Annotated in this window: 14 protein-coding genes; 10 read left to right on the top strand and 4 right to left on the bottom strand. The window is 42.6% G+C overall.

Features of this window, described 5'->3' with window-relative positions; all coding sequences use genetic code 11:
- The first annotated feature begins 31 nt into the window (after positions 1 to 31).
- The 3 genes from CKW02_RS13450 to CKW02_RS13440 all read left to right on the top strand — a co-directional run bounded on the left by CKW02_RS13450 (position 32) and on the right by CKW02_RS13440 (position 3,207).
- Entirely contained in the window at positions 32 to 787 is a 756-nt protein-coding gene (locus tag CKW02_RS13450; RefSeq protein ID WP_003216208.1) for an SDR family oxidoreductase, read from the top strand.
- 66 nt (positions 788 to 853) lie between these two features.
- Positions 854 to 1,537, top strand: a complete 684-nt coding sequence (locus tag CKW02_RS13445) for a metal-dependent hydrolase (RefSeq protein WP_003216753.1) — start codon at positions 854 to 856, stop codon at positions 1,535 to 1,537.
- 347 nt (positions 1,538 to 1,884) lie between these two features.
- Complete coding sequence (locus CKW02_RS13440; RefSeq protein ID WP_003216834.1) at positions 1,885 to 3,207, top strand: CBS domain-containing protein; 1,323 nt, start codon at positions 1,885 to 1,887, stop codon at positions 3,205 to 3,207.
- Between the two features lie 55 nt (positions 3,208 to 3,262).
- On the opposite strand, the gene CKW02_RS13435 is transcribed toward CKW02_RS13440, so the two are convergent.
- The gene (locus CKW02_RS13435) at positions 3,263 to 3,565 is read right to left on the bottom strand and encodes a YtpI family protein (protein ID WP_003216665.1); all 303 of its coding nucleotides are present in this window, start codon (positions 3,563 to 3,565) and stop codon (positions 3,263 to 3,265) included.
- Between the two features lie 147 nt (positions 3,566 to 3,712).
- On the opposite strand from CKW02_RS13435, the gene CKW02_RS13430 reads away from it, so the two are divergent.
- A complete protein-coding gene (locus CKW02_RS13430; protein ID WP_003216520.1) occupies positions 3,713 to 4,654 on the top strand; it encodes a DHH family phosphoesterase in 942 nt (313 codons plus the stop codon).
- A 50-nt stretch (positions 4,655 to 4,704) separates the two neighbouring features.
- Here the strand turns inward: CKW02_RS13430 and CKW02_RS13425 are convergent, their stop codons facing one another.
- The 3 genes from CKW02_RS13425 to ytrH form a co-directional block, all read right to left on the bottom strand.
- Positions 4,705 to 4,890, bottom strand: a complete 186-nt coding sequence (locus CKW02_RS13425; protein ID WP_003216400.1) for a YtzJ family protein — start codon at positions 4,888 to 4,890, stop codon at positions 4,705 to 4,707.
- Positions 4,891 to 4,999: 109 nt separating this feature from the next.
- Positions 5,000 to 5,503 carry a sporulation membrane protein YtrI gene (gene ytrI / locus CKW02_RS13420; protein ID WP_003216226.1) on the bottom strand — a complete coding sequence of 168 codons (504 nt, stop codon included), beginning with the start codon at positions 5,501 to 5,503 and terminating at the stop codon, positions 5,000 to 5,002.
- The gene (gene ytrH, locus CKW02_RS13415; protein ID WP_034661856.1) at positions 5,500 to 5,841 is read right to left on the bottom strand and encodes a sporulation membrane protein YtrH; all 342 of its coding nucleotides are present in this window, start codon (positions 5,839 to 5,841) and stop codon (positions 5,500 to 5,502) included. The genes ytrI and ytrH overlap by 4 nt, the downstream gene beginning before the upstream one ends.
- Positions 5,842 to 5,978: 137 nt before the next feature.
- Between ytrH and dnaE the strand changes: the two genes are divergently transcribed.
- The 6 genes from dnaE (at position 5,979) to pyk (ending at position 15,920) form a co-directional block, all read left to right on the top strand.
- Positions 5,979 to 9,314 (top strand): DNA polymerase III subunit alpha, encoded by a 3,336-nt coding sequence (dnaE, locus tag CKW02_RS13410; protein WP_003216661.1) that lies wholly within the window; start codon positions 5,979 to 5,981, stop codon positions 9,312 to 9,314.
- Positions 9,315 to 9,455: 141 nt separating this feature from the next.
- The gene (gene ystJ / locus CKW02_RS13405; protein WP_003216785.1) at positions 9,456 to 10,688 is read left to right on the top strand and encodes an NADP-dependent malic enzyme; all 1,233 of its coding nucleotides are present in this window, start codon (positions 9,456 to 9,458) and stop codon (positions 10,686 to 10,688) included.
- Between the two features lie 304 nt (positions 10,689 to 10,992).
- Positions 10,993 to 11,868 (top strand): acetyl-CoA carboxylase, carboxyltransferase subunit beta, encoded by an 876-nt coding sequence (gene accD, locus CKW02_RS13400; protein WP_003216743.1) that lies wholly within the window; start codon positions 10,993 to 10,995, stop codon positions 11,866 to 11,868.
- On the top strand, positions 11,853 to 12,830 hold the full coding sequence (gene accA, locus CKW02_RS13395) for an acetyl-CoA carboxylase carboxyl transferase subunit alpha (RefSeq protein ID WP_003216264.1): 978 nt from the start codon (positions 11,853 to 11,855) through the stop codon (positions 12,828 to 12,830). Before accD ends, accA begins: the two co-directional genes overlap by 16 nt.
- 342 nt (positions 12,831 to 13,172) lie before the next feature.
- Positions 13,173 to 14,132 (top strand): 6-phosphofructokinase, encoded by a 960-nt coding sequence (pfkA, locus tag CKW02_RS13390; RefSeq protein ID WP_012010865.1) that lies wholly within the window; start codon positions 13,173 to 13,175, stop codon positions 14,130 to 14,132.
- A gap of 27 nt (positions 14,133 to 14,159) precedes the next feature.
- Entirely contained in the window at positions 14,160 to 15,920 is a 1,761-nt protein-coding gene (gene pyk, locus CKW02_RS13385) for a pyruvate kinase (RefSeq protein ID WP_003216573.1), read from the top strand.
- The last annotated feature ends 68 nt before the right edge of the window (positions 15,921 to 15,988 follow it).

Raw genomic sequence — 15,988 nt, 5'->3', positions numbered from 1 at the left:
ACTTGCAACCTTTGTTTTAGGAGGAGATTGTGTGCGACACGCATTAATAACAGCGGGTTCTAAGGGACTTGGCAGGAAAGTCACCGAGTCTTTACTGAATATGGGGTATTCTGTGACAGTCAATTATCGAAGTGATGATGAAGCTGTGCGCCAGATGAAAGAAGAATTGCAGCAATATGAAGAGAAGATTCAATTTGTCCAAGGCGATGTGACAAACAAAGAAGATTTAAAAAATATGGTCGAGCTGGCAGCCGAGCGATTTGGGCGGATCGATGCCTTGATTAACAATGCCGGACCTTATATTTTCGAACGAAAAAAACTAGCGGATTATTCCGAAGATGAATGGTATCAAATGATGGAAGGCAACCTATCTGCTGTGTTCCATTTGTTCCGTATGGTCATCCCAATGATGAGAAAGCAAGGCTTCGGCCGAATTGTCACATATGGCTTTCAAGGCGCAGACCATGCGCCGGGATGGATGCACAGATCAGCCTTCGGAGCAGCAAAAGTGGGGCTGGCGTCACTGACGAAAACCATTGCGATTGAAGAAGCCGAAAATGGCATCACAGCCAATATGGTTTGTCCAGGCAAAATCGTTGGTGACATGAAAGAATCGACAATAGAAGAAGCGCGCCAGATGAAAGACGATGAAACGCCGATTGGCAGGTCTGGTACTGGAGAAGATATCGGGCGCATCATTTCCTTTTTATGCGATGACCGCTCTGATCTGATTACAGGAACCGTTATTGAAGCAACAGGTGGTCTTAACGTCATTCACAGACATTAAGTTTTTCAGTTTTTTATACAGGGAATAGATGAAATGAGATCAAATTCGAAAGGTGGATATACTCACATGAAAGCTACATATCACGGACATTCAGTCGTACACATTGAAACAAACGGATACCATATTTGGATTGATCCATTTTTAAATGGAAATAAGCACACAGATATCAAACCGCAAGATGTCAAAGCGGATGTCATTTTGCTCACGCACGGGCATGGAGATCACATCGGTGACACCATTGAAATCGCCAAAAACAATGATGCGCTCGTTATTGCGCCATTCGAGCTTGCCACTTATTTAAGCTGGCAAGGGGTGAAAACGCACCCGCTTTCGATTGGGGGCGGACGTGAGTTTGAATTTGGTAAAGTGAAGCTCACTCAAGCGTTCCATGGTTCTGCTATCATTGATGAAGATGCAAAAACGATTATGTATACAGGCATGCCATCAGGTATTTTATTTACTGCAGAGGGCAAAACGATTTATCATGCCGGAGACACTGCACTCTTTTCAGATATGAAGCTGATCGGTGAGCTGAATCATATTGAGCTTGCATTCCTTCCGATCGGTGATAACTTCACGATGGGACCGGACGATGCAAGAATCGCAGCCGAATGGCTTCGGGCGAAGCAAGTCGTGCCAATTCACTACAGCACATTCCCGCCGATTGAGCAGGACCCACATGCATTTGCAGACAGCCTGCATGGCGGCGTCGGTCATGTGTTAAACAGCGGAGAATCGATAGAGATTTAATCAACATAGCAAAAAGCCGGCACTCAAATGCTGGCTTCCAGCGTGTAGACAAACCCTCGCATTCGGTGTCAGTCCTGCGTGCTGGTGCTCACGAATGTCAAATTCGCTCCACGCCAGTACTCGTCCTTCCTAGGGCTGCAAAGGTTTTCTATCACGCTGAAAAGAAGACAAAGGGCTAAAATCAAGATCATTTTAGCCCTTTGTCAACAACCTGAAAGTCGGCACTCAAATGCCGGCTTTTTTGTTTACATGTATCGCGCTGAAAAAAGACAAATTGCTATTAAAAGCCTCCTGCCCTTATAATGAAAGTTAGATGAAAACGCTGAAAACAAAAAGGGTGAACGGGATTGGCGACAAAGCATGAACAAATTTTATCGTATATTGATTCATTAGAAGTCGGAGAGAAAATTTCTGTCCGGCGTATTGCGAAAGAAATGAAAGTGAGTGAAGGGACCGCTTACCGGGCCATCAAGGATGCTGAAAATAAAGGATTCGTCAGTACCATTGAACGAGTTGGTACCATTCGAATTGAACAGAAGAAAAAAGAAAATATTGAAAAACTGACATATGCAGAAGTGGTCAATGTGATTGACGGACAGGTGCTTGGAGGACGAGCGGGCTTACATAAAACATTAAACAAATTTGTCATCGGAGCGATGGAGCTTGATGCGATGATGCGCTATACGGCAGCTGGAAACCTGCTAATTGTCGGAAACCGGATCAATGCCCACAGACAAGCATTAGAGGCAGGAGCAGCTGTGCTGGTCACGGGCGGCTTCTCAACAGATGATGAAATCATTCAGCTCGCAGATGAGCTTGAGCTGCCGATCTTATCGACAAGCTACGATACATTTACCGTAGCAGCTCTCATTAACCGGGCCATTTATGACCAACTCATAAAAAAAGAGATTGTGCTTGTGGAAGATATTTTAACGCCGATAGAACGAACAGTGTATTTATCACCAGAGGATAAGCTTGAAAAATGGTATGAAAAGAACTATGAAACTGGCCACGGACGCTTTCCGGTCGCAGACGACCAAATGAAAATTCACGGCATTCTCACCTCAAAGGATATCGCGGGGCATGACCGCTCCACACCGATTGAAAAGGTCATGACGAAAAACCCACTGACAGTCATTGGCAAAACCTCTGTCGCTTCTGCTGCTCAAATGATGGTATGGGAAGGCATTGAGGTGCTGCCTGTTGTAGATGATTATGCGAAACTGATTGGAATGATCAGTCGTCAGGACGTGCTGAAGGCGCTTCAAATGATTCAAAAGCAGCCGCAGGTCGGAGAAAAACTGGATGATGTTGTCTCAAGAGGGTTTAAAGAGACCGATACAGAAAAACCAAAGGCAGATGCCGTGTATCAATATGAGGTCACACCACAAATGACAAACCAGCTCGGAAACATTTCATATGGCGTGTTCACGCAAATTTTAATTGAATCCGCCAACCGCTTCTTAAAGTCTCATAAAAAAGGGGAGCTGATTGTCGAAAGTCTCTCTGTCTACTTCTTAAAACCGGTTCAAATGGAATCCACGATACAGATCAAGCCAAATATTTTAGAAGTAGGACGCAAGTTTGGAAAGCTGGAAGTGGAAGTTTATCATCAATCGAATATCGTCGGTAAAGCCATGCTGATGGTGCAGCTCATGGAGAGAGGATAATCTGCTGAAAAAGACAAAGGGCTAAAATAAACATCATTTTAGCCCTTCTCTCTTATTATGCGTGATCTTTTTCGCCTTCCTTTAAAAAGAGCGGAAGGTAATGCTTGTAGGCTTTATATCCAGCCCACGTACTGCCGATACCGACAGCAACAAAAATAAATCCAATGACAAATGCGAGTGACGAGCGGTTTAAAAATAATTGATTCACACCGAAGAGCAGGACAAAGCAGCCAAGTGCCATACTGGATTTCGCCGACCAGAATTTCTTTTCGACTGGGCGGTTCGTACGTACATTCTTTGCTTTGTAGTATAAATAAAACATGGCAGAACAAATAATAAACACAATCAAAACAAGCATGTGCCAAGCCTCCATTGTAAGTGGTTACAACCCTATTTTAAACGTAAATAGGCTTGCTTACTAGAATAAATTGTCTATTCCTCACTTTTCCGTCAGGATAGATTATGATTTAATAATAAAAAGAGTATCGGATAAGAAGGAGTTTTTATGAAAAAAGAACTGATTAGAACCATATCATTATATGACACCATCATCATTCATAGACATGTAAGACCAGATCCTGATGCCTATGGATCGCAGTGCGGCCTTACGGAAATCTTGCGTGCCACCTATCCAGAAAAAAATATTTATGCGACAGGAACCCCGGAGCCATCCCTTTCATTTTTATATGAACTTGATGAAGTGCCGGATGACGTGTACAAAGATGCCCTTGTCATTGTCTGCGATACAGCCAATCAAGCAAGAATTGACGATCAGCGCTATTCAATGGGCGATAAGCTGATGAAAATTGACCATCATCCAAATGAAGATCCTTATGGTGATTTGCTTTGGGTGGATACAGAGGCAAGCTCTGTGAGCGAAATGATTTATGAATTGTATTTAGAGGGGAAAGAAGAAGGATATCAGCTGAATACAAAGGCGGCAGAACTCATTTATGCCGGCATTGTAGGAGACACAGGCCGCTTCCTTTTCCCAAACACGACGAAAAAGACGCTCAAATATGCTGGAGAACTGATTGAATATCCATTTTCATCTTCAGACCTTTTCAATCAATTGTATGAGACGGATCTCAATGTCGTGAAATTAAATGGCTATATTTTTCAACATATTTCTTTGTCAGAGAATGGGGTCGCTTCTGTTTTCATTAAGCAGGATATTTTGGAATCGTTCCAAACGACAGCGCAGCAAGCCTCACAGCTTGTTGGAACACTTGGAAATATTGCAGGGATTAAGGCATGGGTCTTTTTTGTGGAAGAAAACGATCAGATTCGTGTTAGATTCCGTTCGAAAGGCGTCGTCATTAATACCATTGCGAAAAAATATCATGGCGGCGGCCACCCGCTTGCAGCTGGTGCGTCTATTTATGATTGGGCCGTGGCAGATGAGATTTTGCGTGATTTAGAAGAAGTATGTAAATCATCATCATGAGAGAGGGGGCTTCAAGTCCCCTCTCTCTTTTTTTGTCATGGAGAAGAGGGTTACTTGCATACAGGGATAAACCAGCAGCCGATGTCAGTTGAATCTTCATAGGCTTGGAGATTTTGATGCTTTAATTCTTTTTTAATTAAATGAGCCATCATTTCTGTCTCAGCATAAGCACACATGCCGTCCTTGATCCGGCTTGCTTTGTCTCGTGCCATTTGACGATAGCTATAAACCTCCATTGTCCTCACCTCTTTCTGTTTTAGATCTCGTTCTACTTTTAGTGTATAAAAATTAAGGGGGAAAAGCGATCATTGAGGGCAGAAATTCATAAAAATTCCACATGATCATTTATTCAGCAAATGAAATGCGCACTTCAAGTGAAAGCTTTGTATAAATTGTCAGCTCTGTCACTTTGGCGCGGTATGCCTTTTCCCGAATGGTATATTCTTTGTTTTCGACCGTGCGTTTTAATAATTCCTTTGTTTTATAGACACTTTCAATATCCTTTGTAATAACCTCTGAGATATCCTCCTTGACCTGATCTTCAAATTTTAGCGTATCTGGCTCTGGGATTTTATATTGCTCACGATTGACGAGATGGACATCTACGCTTTGGATCAGCAGCCGCTTCTTATTATCCTCATTTAACTTATGCAAATCTTCCCGATAGAGTGTGATTTGTTCTTTCAGACTGTCCATATGGTGCTGCTGGCTTCTCAGCAGTGTCACCTGCTTTTCCTGAAAGGTTCCGTATGTAAAGAGGAAAATGAGCCAGCTCACAATCGCGCCAAACATCATCCCCGCAAAAAAACGCTGCCAGCCTGGACGTTTGTACAGCTCCGGCACCCTCATGATGACACATGCTCCTGTGTGAGCCACGTGATAATAAGATAACCCGTTTGCGCACCGCCCATGGCAGAGACAATTAATAAAATCTGCTTGAAAATATCACGCGTGTTCCCTTCAAAAATACCTCTTTCAAAGCTATAAACAGCATCAAACGTTCCGCCGATAGCTGCGACAAGCGCCCAAATCTTTAAACGGTTGGCAAGACTCGTAATAATGGATAAAGGCGGCTGACCGGACAAATAAGCACCAACACCGCCTATAATGGCACCACCCAAAATGACCCCAAGTGCAATAAAATAACAGCTAATAAAATTTGGAATAAAAGCTTCCTTCACATCCATTTTGTCCACCTCACTCTATTCAATATATGGTGCGTGCGGGACAAGTATGAACGGACAGAAAAGAAAGAACATTTGTTTCTCATCGCATCGCGTTTTATAATGAAAGAATGACTTTAGACGAAAGGAGTGGATTAAGCATGTCTTATGTTCATCTTCAGGTCCACAGTGGATACAGCTTATTAAGCAGTGCAGCAAAAGTAAAGGAGCTCGTGCTGAAAGCGAAAGAACTTGGCTGCAAGGCGCTCGCTCTTACCGATGACCATGTGATGTATGGAACGGTTGAATTTTATAAGGAATGTAAAAAACATGGCATCAAGCCTGTCATCGGTTTAACAGCTTCTGTCTTCATAGATGAACAAGAGACAGAGGCTTATCCCTTGGTACTCCTTGCCAAAAACAATGAAGGCTACCAAAATTTGATCAAGATCAGCAGTGTGCTGAAATCAAAATCAAAAGCTGGACTGAAAGAGAAATGGCTGAAAAGCTACCACCGCGGGCTCATTGCCATGACACCAGGCGTTTCTGGTTACATTGAAACGCTGCTTCAGCATGATCAGCTAGAAGAAGCGCATGATGCGGCGAAACAATTGAAACATATTTTCGGTGAGGGACATGTATACATCGCACTTCAGCCATTTCAGCAAGACGAATCGCTTGCCGGTAAACTGAGGGACGTCTCAAAAAGTGCCGACATTCCTCTTGTTGCGACAGGAGATGTCCACTACATCAACCTGGAAGACAAAACGGCCTATATGTGTTTAAAGGCTATTAAAGCAGGGCAGCAGCTGCCTGAGGTTGAGGAAGACCGAGCAGAAAAGCATTTCAGAACCTTTGAAGAAATGAAGGAATGGTATACGCAGGATACGGAGCTGCTATCAAGAACGGTGGAGATCGCAGACCGCTGTGAAGTCGATTTAAATCTTGGGCAGACAAAACTCCCATCCTATCCGACCCCTGATCAATCAACAGCAGATCAGTTTTTACGCAAAGTGTGTGTAGAAGGGATGAAGCAAAGAAAGATTGCTTCAAATGACGCGTATGTGAAAAGACTTGAGTACGAACTGAGCATTATCCAAAAAATGAATTTCAGTGATTATTTTCTCATCGTGTGGGATTTTATGAAGTATGCCCATGACCAAGGCATTGTCACAGGGCCGGGCCGGGGATCGGCAGCAGGTTCACTTGTTGCCTATGTACTGTTTATTACGGATGTTGATCCGCTCCGTCACGGCCTGTTATTTGAGCGTTTCTTAAATCCTGAGCGAATCAGTATGCCTGATATTGATATTGATTTCCCCGATACGAGAAGAGATGAAATCATTTCTTATGTAAAAGACAAATACGGAGACATGCATGTGGCGCAAATTGTCACGTTTGGAACACTTGCAGCAAAAGCAGCCTTAAGAGATGTCGGGCGTGTGATGGGGATTGATTCAAAGGCAGCGGACCGTCTTGCAAAGCTGATTCCATCAAAGCCAGGAACGACGCTGAAAGAAGCGCTAGCTGCATCTCCTGAATTAAAAGCAATGCTCCAGCAGTCCGAAGAGCTCAGGCAAGTCTTTCAAACTGCTTTAAAGGTAGAAGGCTTGCCAAGACATACCTCGACACATGCAGCCGGCGTTGTGCTGAGCGAGGAGCCGCTGACAGAGATTGTTCCTATTCAAGACGGTCATGATGGTGTGTATTTAACGCAGTATGCGATGAATTATTTAGAAGATCTTGGGCTTTTAAAGATGGATTTCTTAGGACTAAGAAACTTAACCTTAATTGAATCCATTAAAAACCAGATTGAAAGACAGGAAAACGTCCACATTAACTTTAGTGACATTTCATATGAAGATCAGAAAACATTTGAATTGTTATCAGCGGGAGATACGACTGGGATTTTCCAGCTTGAATCACAAGGGATGCGTCAGGTGCTGAGACGCCTTAAGCCCTCTAGTTTAGAAGACATCGTGGCAGTCAATGCCCTCTATCGCCCAGGTCCAATGGAGAATATCCCGCTTTTTATCGACCGAAAGCACGGCAGAGTCAAGGTCTCTTACCCGCATCCTGATTTATATGACATTTTAAAAGACACATATGGGGTCATCGTCTATCAGGAGCAAATTATGCTGATTGCAGCGAAGATGGCAGGCTTTCAGCTTGGCGAGGCAGATCTATTAAGAAGAGCTGTTTCGAAGAAGGATAAAAAGGTCCTTGATGAAGAGCGGAGCCATTTTGTTGAAGGATGCCTAAAAAAGGAGTATCCTGTTAACATTGCAAATGACGTTTATGACTTAATCGTCAAATTTGCAAACTATGGTTTTAATAGAAGCCATGCTGTTGCATATAGCATGATTGGCTTTCAGCTTGCTTACTTAAAAGCGCATTATCCGTTATATTTTATGTGCGGACTTTTAACGAGTGTGATTGGAAATGAAGACAAAGTCGCTCAATATTTCTATGAGGCAAAGGAAAAAGGGATATCTGTGTTGAAGCCTTCTATTAATAAGAGTGAATTTCCATTTACGGTTGAAAAAGGGGAGATCCGCTACAGCTTAAGAGCGATCAAAAATGTCGGAGTGTCAGCTGTAAAGGATATATACAGGGCAAGACAGGAAAAGCCGTTTGAAGATTTATTTGATTTTTGCGCAAGAGTATCAGCAAAGAGTGTCAACCGAAAAACGATTGAAGCGCTCATTTTTTCAGGGGCGATGGATGAGCTTTATCCAAATCGTGCTTCGTTATTGGCATCAATAGATATTGCATTAGACCACGTGTCATTTTTAAATCCAGATGATCAGCTCGACTTTCTGGGGGATACAACCTTCTCCATTAAGCCAAAATATGCGGAGATAGAAGAATTGCCGCTTGTCGATCTCCTGCAATTTGAAAAAGAGGCACTTGGACTATATTTATCAAATCATCCTGTACAAGCGTACCGAGATCGCTTAAGAGAGAATGGTGCAGTGGACATCATCAGACTTTCTTCCTATATAAAGCGAAAGGTCTCAATGGGTGGTCTTTTGACAAAAGTGAAATCGATTCGAACAAAAAATGGACAATCGATGGCATTTATCACATTTGGGGATGAAACGGGAGAAATGGAAGGCGTCGTCTTTCCAGAGCAATTTAGAAAGCTGTCCCCCTTACTTGAGGAGGGCGCCATGCTTTATGTTGAAGGCAGAATAGATGTCAGAAATGACAGCAGCCAGATCATCGTGCAAGAAGCCGTTCTGCTTGAAGAGATGGGCACACAAAGAAAAGAGTCTGTCTACATTCGGGTGAAAGAAGAAAATCATACGCAGGAGCTGCTAGAGCAAGTAAAGCGGGTGATCTCGATGCACAGCGGAGAAGCAGATGTCTATTTGTATTATGAGAAGCAAAAAAAGACAGTGAGACTTCCAGATGCATACAAAGTTCATGCAGATCATGCTGTCATTTTCCAGTTAAAAGAGCTGCTCGGTGAACAAAACGTTGTGATTAAATGATGACAAATCGCTTGAATATGTTTTACAAATTCACCTATTGTGTTATCATTTTAAAGATTCTGTGTATTTAAAACTGCCAGTATGTGCTTATCAACTTAGCAATTCATTAAATCATTTTCCACTTGAAGGAGTGTTCATCACATGTCATTAAGAGAAGAAGCATTACATATGCACAAAGAGAATCAAGGCAAACTTGAATCAAAATCAAAAGTACAAGTGAAAAATGCGAAAGACTTGAGCTTGGCTTACTCACCTGGTGTTGCAGAACCATGTAAAGATATTTATGACGACACAAGCAAAGTGTATGATTATACAATGAAAGGCAATATGGTCGCTGTTGTCACAGACGGAAGTGCTGTTTTAGGGCTTGGAAATATTGGTGCAGAAGCATCTCTTCCAGTCATGGAAGGAAAAGCTGTATTATTCAAAAGCTTCGCTGGCGTTGATGCCTTCCCAATCGCGCTTGCGACAAACGATGTAGACAAAATCGTTGAAACAGTAAAGCTTCTTGAGCCAACGTTTGGCGGTGTCAACCTTGAAGATATTGCAGCTCCAAACTGCTTTATTATTGAAGAGCGCTTGAAAAAAGAGACAAACATTCCAGTGTTCCACGATGATCAGCACGGAACAGCGATTGTGACAGTAGCTGGACTTGTAAATGCACTGAAACTGTCTGGAAAATCAATGTCCTCTATCAAAGTGGTGGCAAACGGCGCTGGAGCAGCGGGAATTGCGATTATCAAGCTTCTATATCATTTCGGTGTACGTGATATCATCATGTGTGATACAAAAGGCGCAATTTACGAAGGCCGCCCGAACGGTATGAATGCAGTGAAAAACGAAGTGGCTAAATTCACGAACCAAGACCGTAAAGAAGGTTCGTTAGAAGAAGTGATTGAAGGCGCTGACGTCTTCATTGGGGTTTCAGTAGCAGGCGCTCTAACAAAAGAAATGGTTGGCAAAATGGCAAAAGATCCTGTCATCTTCGCAATGGCGAATCCTAATCCAGAGATCATGCCAGAAGATGCACATGCAGCAGGCGCAAGTGTTGTAGGAACTGGCCGTTCTGACTTCCCGAACCAAGTAAACAACGTACTGGCATTCCCAGGAATTTTCCGCGGAGCATTAGATGTTCGAGCAACTCACATTAACGAAGAAATGAAAATTGCAGCCGTTGAAGCAATTGCTTCTCTTGTTTCAGATGATAAATTGTCAGCTGAATACGTCATCCCTGAACCATTTGATGCACGTGTAGCACCAGCGGTAGCAAAAGCAGTAGCAAAAGCAGCAATGGAAACTGGTGTTGCAAGAATCAAAGTCGACCCAGAAGAAGTCGCTGAAAAAACAAGAAAATTAACGATTATCGGCGAATAATCAATTGGAAAAGTGTGCACGTTCTTTCTGAAATTGGAGGAAAGACGTGCACCATTTCCTCTCATACGCGAAAATTTTTTCATCCGGAATGATATTTTTTTGTAGACGTTCACAATTCACATATATCAACTGCTCAGCGCCCCAAACACATACTCATTTCTCATCAATTCCCCACTGAAAAAATTGAATGAAGGATGACAGCGTTTGACAAAAAAAGTACAATAGTTTCGGTACAGTTATGACATGTCCTATAATAGTGGATGTGCGTGTAAAGAAAAAACCCTTCAAAAAGGGAGGTAGTCATTTGTCAATCAAAAATATTTTCAGTAAAAAGAAAAAATATGCATCTGTACCCTCTGAACAGGCAAGTCAAGATGTGCCTGAAGGCATCATGACCAAATGTCCGCAATGTAAAAAAATAATGCTCACCAAAGAACTAGATAAAAATTTACGTGTTTGCATGAATTGCGGTAGACATTTGCAAATGAATGCAAAACAGCGTATTGACAGCCTTGTTGACGAAGGCACATTTGAAGAATTTAACGGGCACCTGATCTCAGAAAACCCGCTCGGATTCCCAGGCTACGAAGAAAAGCTTGAGAAAGACAGAGAAAAAACGTCTTTGAATGAAGCCATTGTCACAGGTCAAGGTGAAATTGAAGGCCAGCGTGCTGTGATCGCTGTCATGGATGCCACATTCCGTATGGGCAGCATGGGCTCAGTTGTTGGTGAAAAGATCACACTTGCGATCGAGAAAGCAAAAGCGGACAAGGTGCCATTTATCATCTTTACTGCATCAGGCGGAGCGAGAATGCAAGAGGGGATCCTCAGTCTTATGCAGATGGCAAAAACAAGCTCAGCATTAAAGCTGTTCAGCGAGCATCAAGGTTTGATTATCTCTGTGATGACGAACCCAACAACTGGCGGTGTATCAGCTAGTTTCGCGTCTCTTGGTGATTACAACTTTGCAGAACCTGGTGCTTTAATTGGGTTTGCAGGTCGTAGAATCATTGAACAAACCATTCGTGAAGACCTGCCAGAGGACTTCCAAACGGCTGAATTTTTAATGAAGCATGGTCAATTGGATGCTGTCATTCATCGTGCAGAGATGAAAGAAACACTAGGCCGAATCTTAGCATTACACAGCACAGGAGGTGAACGAGAGTGGCTGGAGAACTAGAATTTGAAAAACCTGTCATTGAACTTCGAGCGAAAATTGATGAACTGAAAAAGTTCACACAAAACTCAGAAATGGATTTAAGTGCAGAAATTGAGCGTCTTGAAACACGTCTGAGCAAACTTGAAGCAGACATTTATACAAATTTAAAGCCGTGGGACAGAGTACAGATTGCTCGTCATGCGATGCGCCCAACAACTCTCGATTACATTCAAGAGCTGTTTGACAACTTTTTCGAGTGTCATGGTGACCGTTTTTATGGCGATGATGAAGCGATCGTTGGAGGAATTGCCACGTTTAAAGGGCTTCCTGTCACGGTGATTGGCCATCAGCGCGGTAAAGATACAAAAGAAAACTTGCGCCGTAATTTCGGAATGCCTCATCCAGAAGGCTACCGTAAAGCGCTGCGCTTGATGAAACAAGCAGATAAATTTAATCGCCCGATCATTTGCTTTATTGATACAAAAGGAGCTTATCCTGGTAAAGCAGCTGAAGAACGCGGGCAAAGTGAAGCAATTGCGAAAAACCTATTCGAAATGGCAGGACTTCGTGTACCGGTTGTCTGTATTGTCATTGGAGAAGGCGGAAGTGGCGGCGCACTAGGCTTAGGCGTAGGAAACCACCTATACATGCTAGAGAATTCAACGTATTCAGTGATTTCACCTGAAGGTGCAGCAGCACTGCTCTGGAAGGACTCATCACTTGCGAAAAAAGCTGCAGAATCAATGAAAATTACGGCTCCAGACCTAAAAGAATTAGATATTATAGATGATGTTATTAAAGAAGTGCAAGGTGGAGCACACCGAGACGTGAAACAACAAGCAGCCTACATTGAAAAAACATTAAAACAGTCACTTACATCTTTGCTCAAACTAACACCTGAAGAACTAGTCGAACAAAGATATCAAAAATACAAAGCAATCGGGAAAGTATCGGTTGAAAATCAATATATTGGGGTAAACTAAATAAACGTACAGCCTTTTTGGCTGGCGTTTATTTTTTTTCATCCTTTTTCATGAAAACCGACCTCATGTAAGCGCTATTTGAAAATAATTTTCTTTTGTTTTCATAAAGTTTGAAACGTCTGAAAATCCTGATACGGTGGGCTTTAGAAGGCTGGATCTTCCTCGCTTTTGAAAGAATTGCTTTCATGACTTTCTTAACTTTTGTTTAAAAACGGTTTATTTAATTGTATAATAAGTACGGTTTTAGAAATACGTATTGAAAACATCCGGTTTTGCTCATGATTGTTTTCAAGCAGTGGAAATGGTATGTTTAATTCATATATGGTCTCTGAGGTGAAAAAGATGAAGCGTATAGGAGTTTTAACGAGCGGTGGGGATTCCCCAGGAATGAATGCAGCTGTGCGCGCAGTTGTAAGGAAAGCGATTTACCATAATGTTGAAGTTTACGGTATTTATAATGGATATTCAGGTCTAATTAACGGTAAAATTGAGAAACTTGAAATAGGTTCAGTTGGCGATATCATTCATCGTGGAGGAACAAAACTTTACACGGCAAGATGCCCTGAATTCAAGACAGTTGAAGGTCGTGAAAAAGGCATTGAGAACTTAAAAAAATTCGGTATTGAAGGACTTGTTGTGATTGGCGGAGACGGTTCATTCATGGGAGCGAAGAAATTAACTGAGCTCGGTTTTCCATGTGTAGGTGTCCCGGGTACAATCGACAACGATATCCCGGGTACTGATTTCACTATTGGCTTTGATACAGCACTGAATACAGTCATTGACGCCATTGATAAAATTCGTGATACAGCCACATCTCATGAACGTACATACGTAGTGGAAGTAATGGGAAGACATGCTGGTGATATTGCTCTTTGGTCAGGTCTTGCAGGCGGAGCCGAATCTATTTTGATTCCTGAAGCAGACTATGACATGGATGAAATTATCGCGAGATTAAGAAGAGGGCACGAGCGCGGCAAGAAGCACAGTATCATCATCGTCGCAGAAGGCGTAGGCAGCGGTGTTGAATTTGGTAAGCGGATTGAAGAGGAGACAAGCCTTGAAACCCGTGTATCTGTCTTAGGACATATTCAGCGCGGAGGTTCTCCAAGCGCATTTGACCGAGTACTCGCAAGCCGTTTAGGAGCATACGCAGTAGAACTTCTTCTTGAAGGAAAAGGCGGACGCTGTGTGGGCATTCAAAGCAACGAACTCGTTCACCACGATATTTTAGATATCTTAGATAAAAAACATACAGTCGATCAAAATATGTACCGACTTTCACAAGAGCTCTCTATATAAAACGAGAAGACCTTAGGAGGAACAGTAATGAGAAAGACAAAAATCGTTTGTACAATCGGTCCAGCAAGTGAAACTATTGAAAAGCTGACTGAATTGATTGAAGCAGGAATGAATGTAGCCAGACTAAACTTCTCTCATGGAGATTTTGAAGAGCATGGCGCACGCATCGAAAACATTCGTAAAGCAGGTAAAACATTAGGCAAGGACATTGCGATCCTTCTTGATACAAAAGGTCCAGAGATCCGTACACGTACAGTTGAAAACGGCTCAATTGAGCTAGTCGCTGGTGCAGATCTTATCGTAAGTATGGAAGACATTGTTGGAAATACGGAAAAAATTAGTGTGACGTATGAAGAGTTAATTCATGATGTAGAAGTAGGCTCAACGATTCTATTAGATGATGGTCTTATTGGTTTAGAAGTGAAAGAAATTAACATGGACCGCAAAGAAATCGTCACAAAGGTCATGAATACAGGCACGCTCAAAAACAAAAAAGGTGTAAACGTACCAGGTGTAAGTGTGAACCTGCCAGGTATTACAGAAAAGGATGCCAATGATATTCTGTTCGGAGTTGAACAAGGCGTCGATTTCATCGCAGCTTCTTTTGTGAGACGAGCTTCTGATGTTCTTGAAATTCGTGAGCTTCTTGAAAAGAATAATGCGGCTGACATTCAAATCATTCCTAAGATTGAAAACCAAGAGGGTGTTGATAACATCGATGAAATCCTTGAGGTATCAGACGGTTTGATGGTTGCACGTGGAGATCTTGGTGTAGAGATCCCGGCAGAAGAAGTACCGCTTGTTCAAAAAATGCTGATCAAAAAATGCAATCGCTTAGGCAAACCAGTCATCACAGCGACCCAAATGCTTGATAGCATGCAGCGTAATCCTCGTCCAACTCGTGCGGAAGCAAGTGACGTGGCAAATGCCATTTTTGATGGCACAGATGCGATTATGCTTTCTGGTGAAACAGCAGCAGGAACATATCCAGTAGAAGCTGTACAAACGATGCATAACATTGCATCACGTTCAGAAGATGCACTCAACTATAAAGCCATTCTTTCTCGCAGAAGCGAAGAAGTAGATGTCAGCATTACAGATGCCATCGGTCAATCTGTTGCACATACAGCGATGAAGCTTGACGTTGCAGCGATTGTGACACCTACGGAAAGCGGTCATACAGCGAGAATGATTTCAAAATATAGACCAAAAGCACCAATCGTAGCAGTTACAGCAAACGAATCAGTTGCGAGAAAGCTATCTCTTGTATTCGGTGTATTTGCAAAGAGCGGATCAAAAACGACGTCTACTGATGAAATGCTTGAGAATGCAGTCGAGAAATCGATTGAAACAGGCTACGTGAGACATGGCGATTTAATCGTTATTACAGCTGGTGTGCCAGTTGGTGAAACAGGTACAACAAACTTAATGAAAGTTTATGTTGTCGGTGACATCATTGCGAAAGGTCAAGGAATTGGCCGTAAATCTGCATTTGGACCGGTTGTCATTGCGCAAAGCGGAAAAGAAGCAGAGGAAAAAATGTACGATGGTGCAATTCTTGTTGCAAACTGTACAGACCGTGATATGATGGGGGCTTTAGAAAAAGCATCTGCCCTGATCACTGAAGAAGGCGGACTAACAAGCCATGCAGCAGTCGTTGGACTTAGCCTTGGCATTCCAGTGATTGTAGGTCTTGACAGCGCAACAACACTGCTAAAAGAAGGCGAAGAGATTACAGTAGATCCGGCACGCGGAGCGATCTACAAAGGCCGTGCAAGCGTCCTTTAATTGATACACACGAGGGGAGTTGTCTGACTCCTCTCTTTTTTTATGTTACACTAAAAAAAGTAAAACAG

This window comes from Bacillus pumilus, from assembly GCF_900186955.1.
GTDB lineage: Bacteria > Bacillota > Bacilli > Bacillales > Bacillaceae > Bacillus > Bacillus pumilus.
This window is presented reverse-complemented; position numbering and strand designations above follow the sequence as displayed.

Coding starts and splice junctions, on each gene's coding strand:
- pfkA (WP_012010865.1), top strand. CDS start 13,173: ATGAAGCGTATAGGAGTTTTAACGAGCGGTGGGGATTCCCCAGGAATG.
- ytrI (WP_003216226.1), bottom strand. CDS start 5,503: ATGAGGGTGCCGGAGCTGTACAAACGTCCAGGCTGGCAGCGTTTTTTT.
- CKW02_RS13435 (WP_003216665.1), bottom strand. CDS start 3,565: ATGCTTGTTTTGATTGTGTTTATTATTTGTTCTGCCATGTTTTATTTA.
- pyk (WP_003216573.1), top strand. CDS start 14,160: ATGAGAAAGACAAAAATCGTTTGTACAATCGGTCCAGCAAGTGAAACT.
- ytrH (WP_034661856.1), bottom strand. CDS start 5,841: ATGGATGTGAAGGAAGCTTTTATTCCAAATTTTATTAGCTGTTATTTT.
- dnaE (WP_003216661.1), top strand. CDS start 5,979: ATGTCTTATGTTCATCTTCAGGTCCACAGTGGATACAGCTTATTAAGC.
- CKW02_RS13425 (WP_003216400.1), bottom strand. CDS start 4,890: ATGGAGGTTTATAGCTATCGTCAAATGGCACGAGACAAAGCAAGCCGG.
- CKW02_RS13430 (WP_003216520.1), top strand. CDS start 3,713: ATGAAAAAAGAACTGATTAGAACCATATCATTATATGACACCATCATC.
- CKW02_RS13445 (WP_003216753.1), top strand. CDS start 854: ATGAAAGCTACATATCACGGACATTCAGTCGTACACATTGAAACAAAC.
- ystJ (WP_003216785.1), top strand. CDS start 9,456: ATGTCATTAAGAGAAGAAGCATTACATATGCACAAAGAGAATCAAGGC.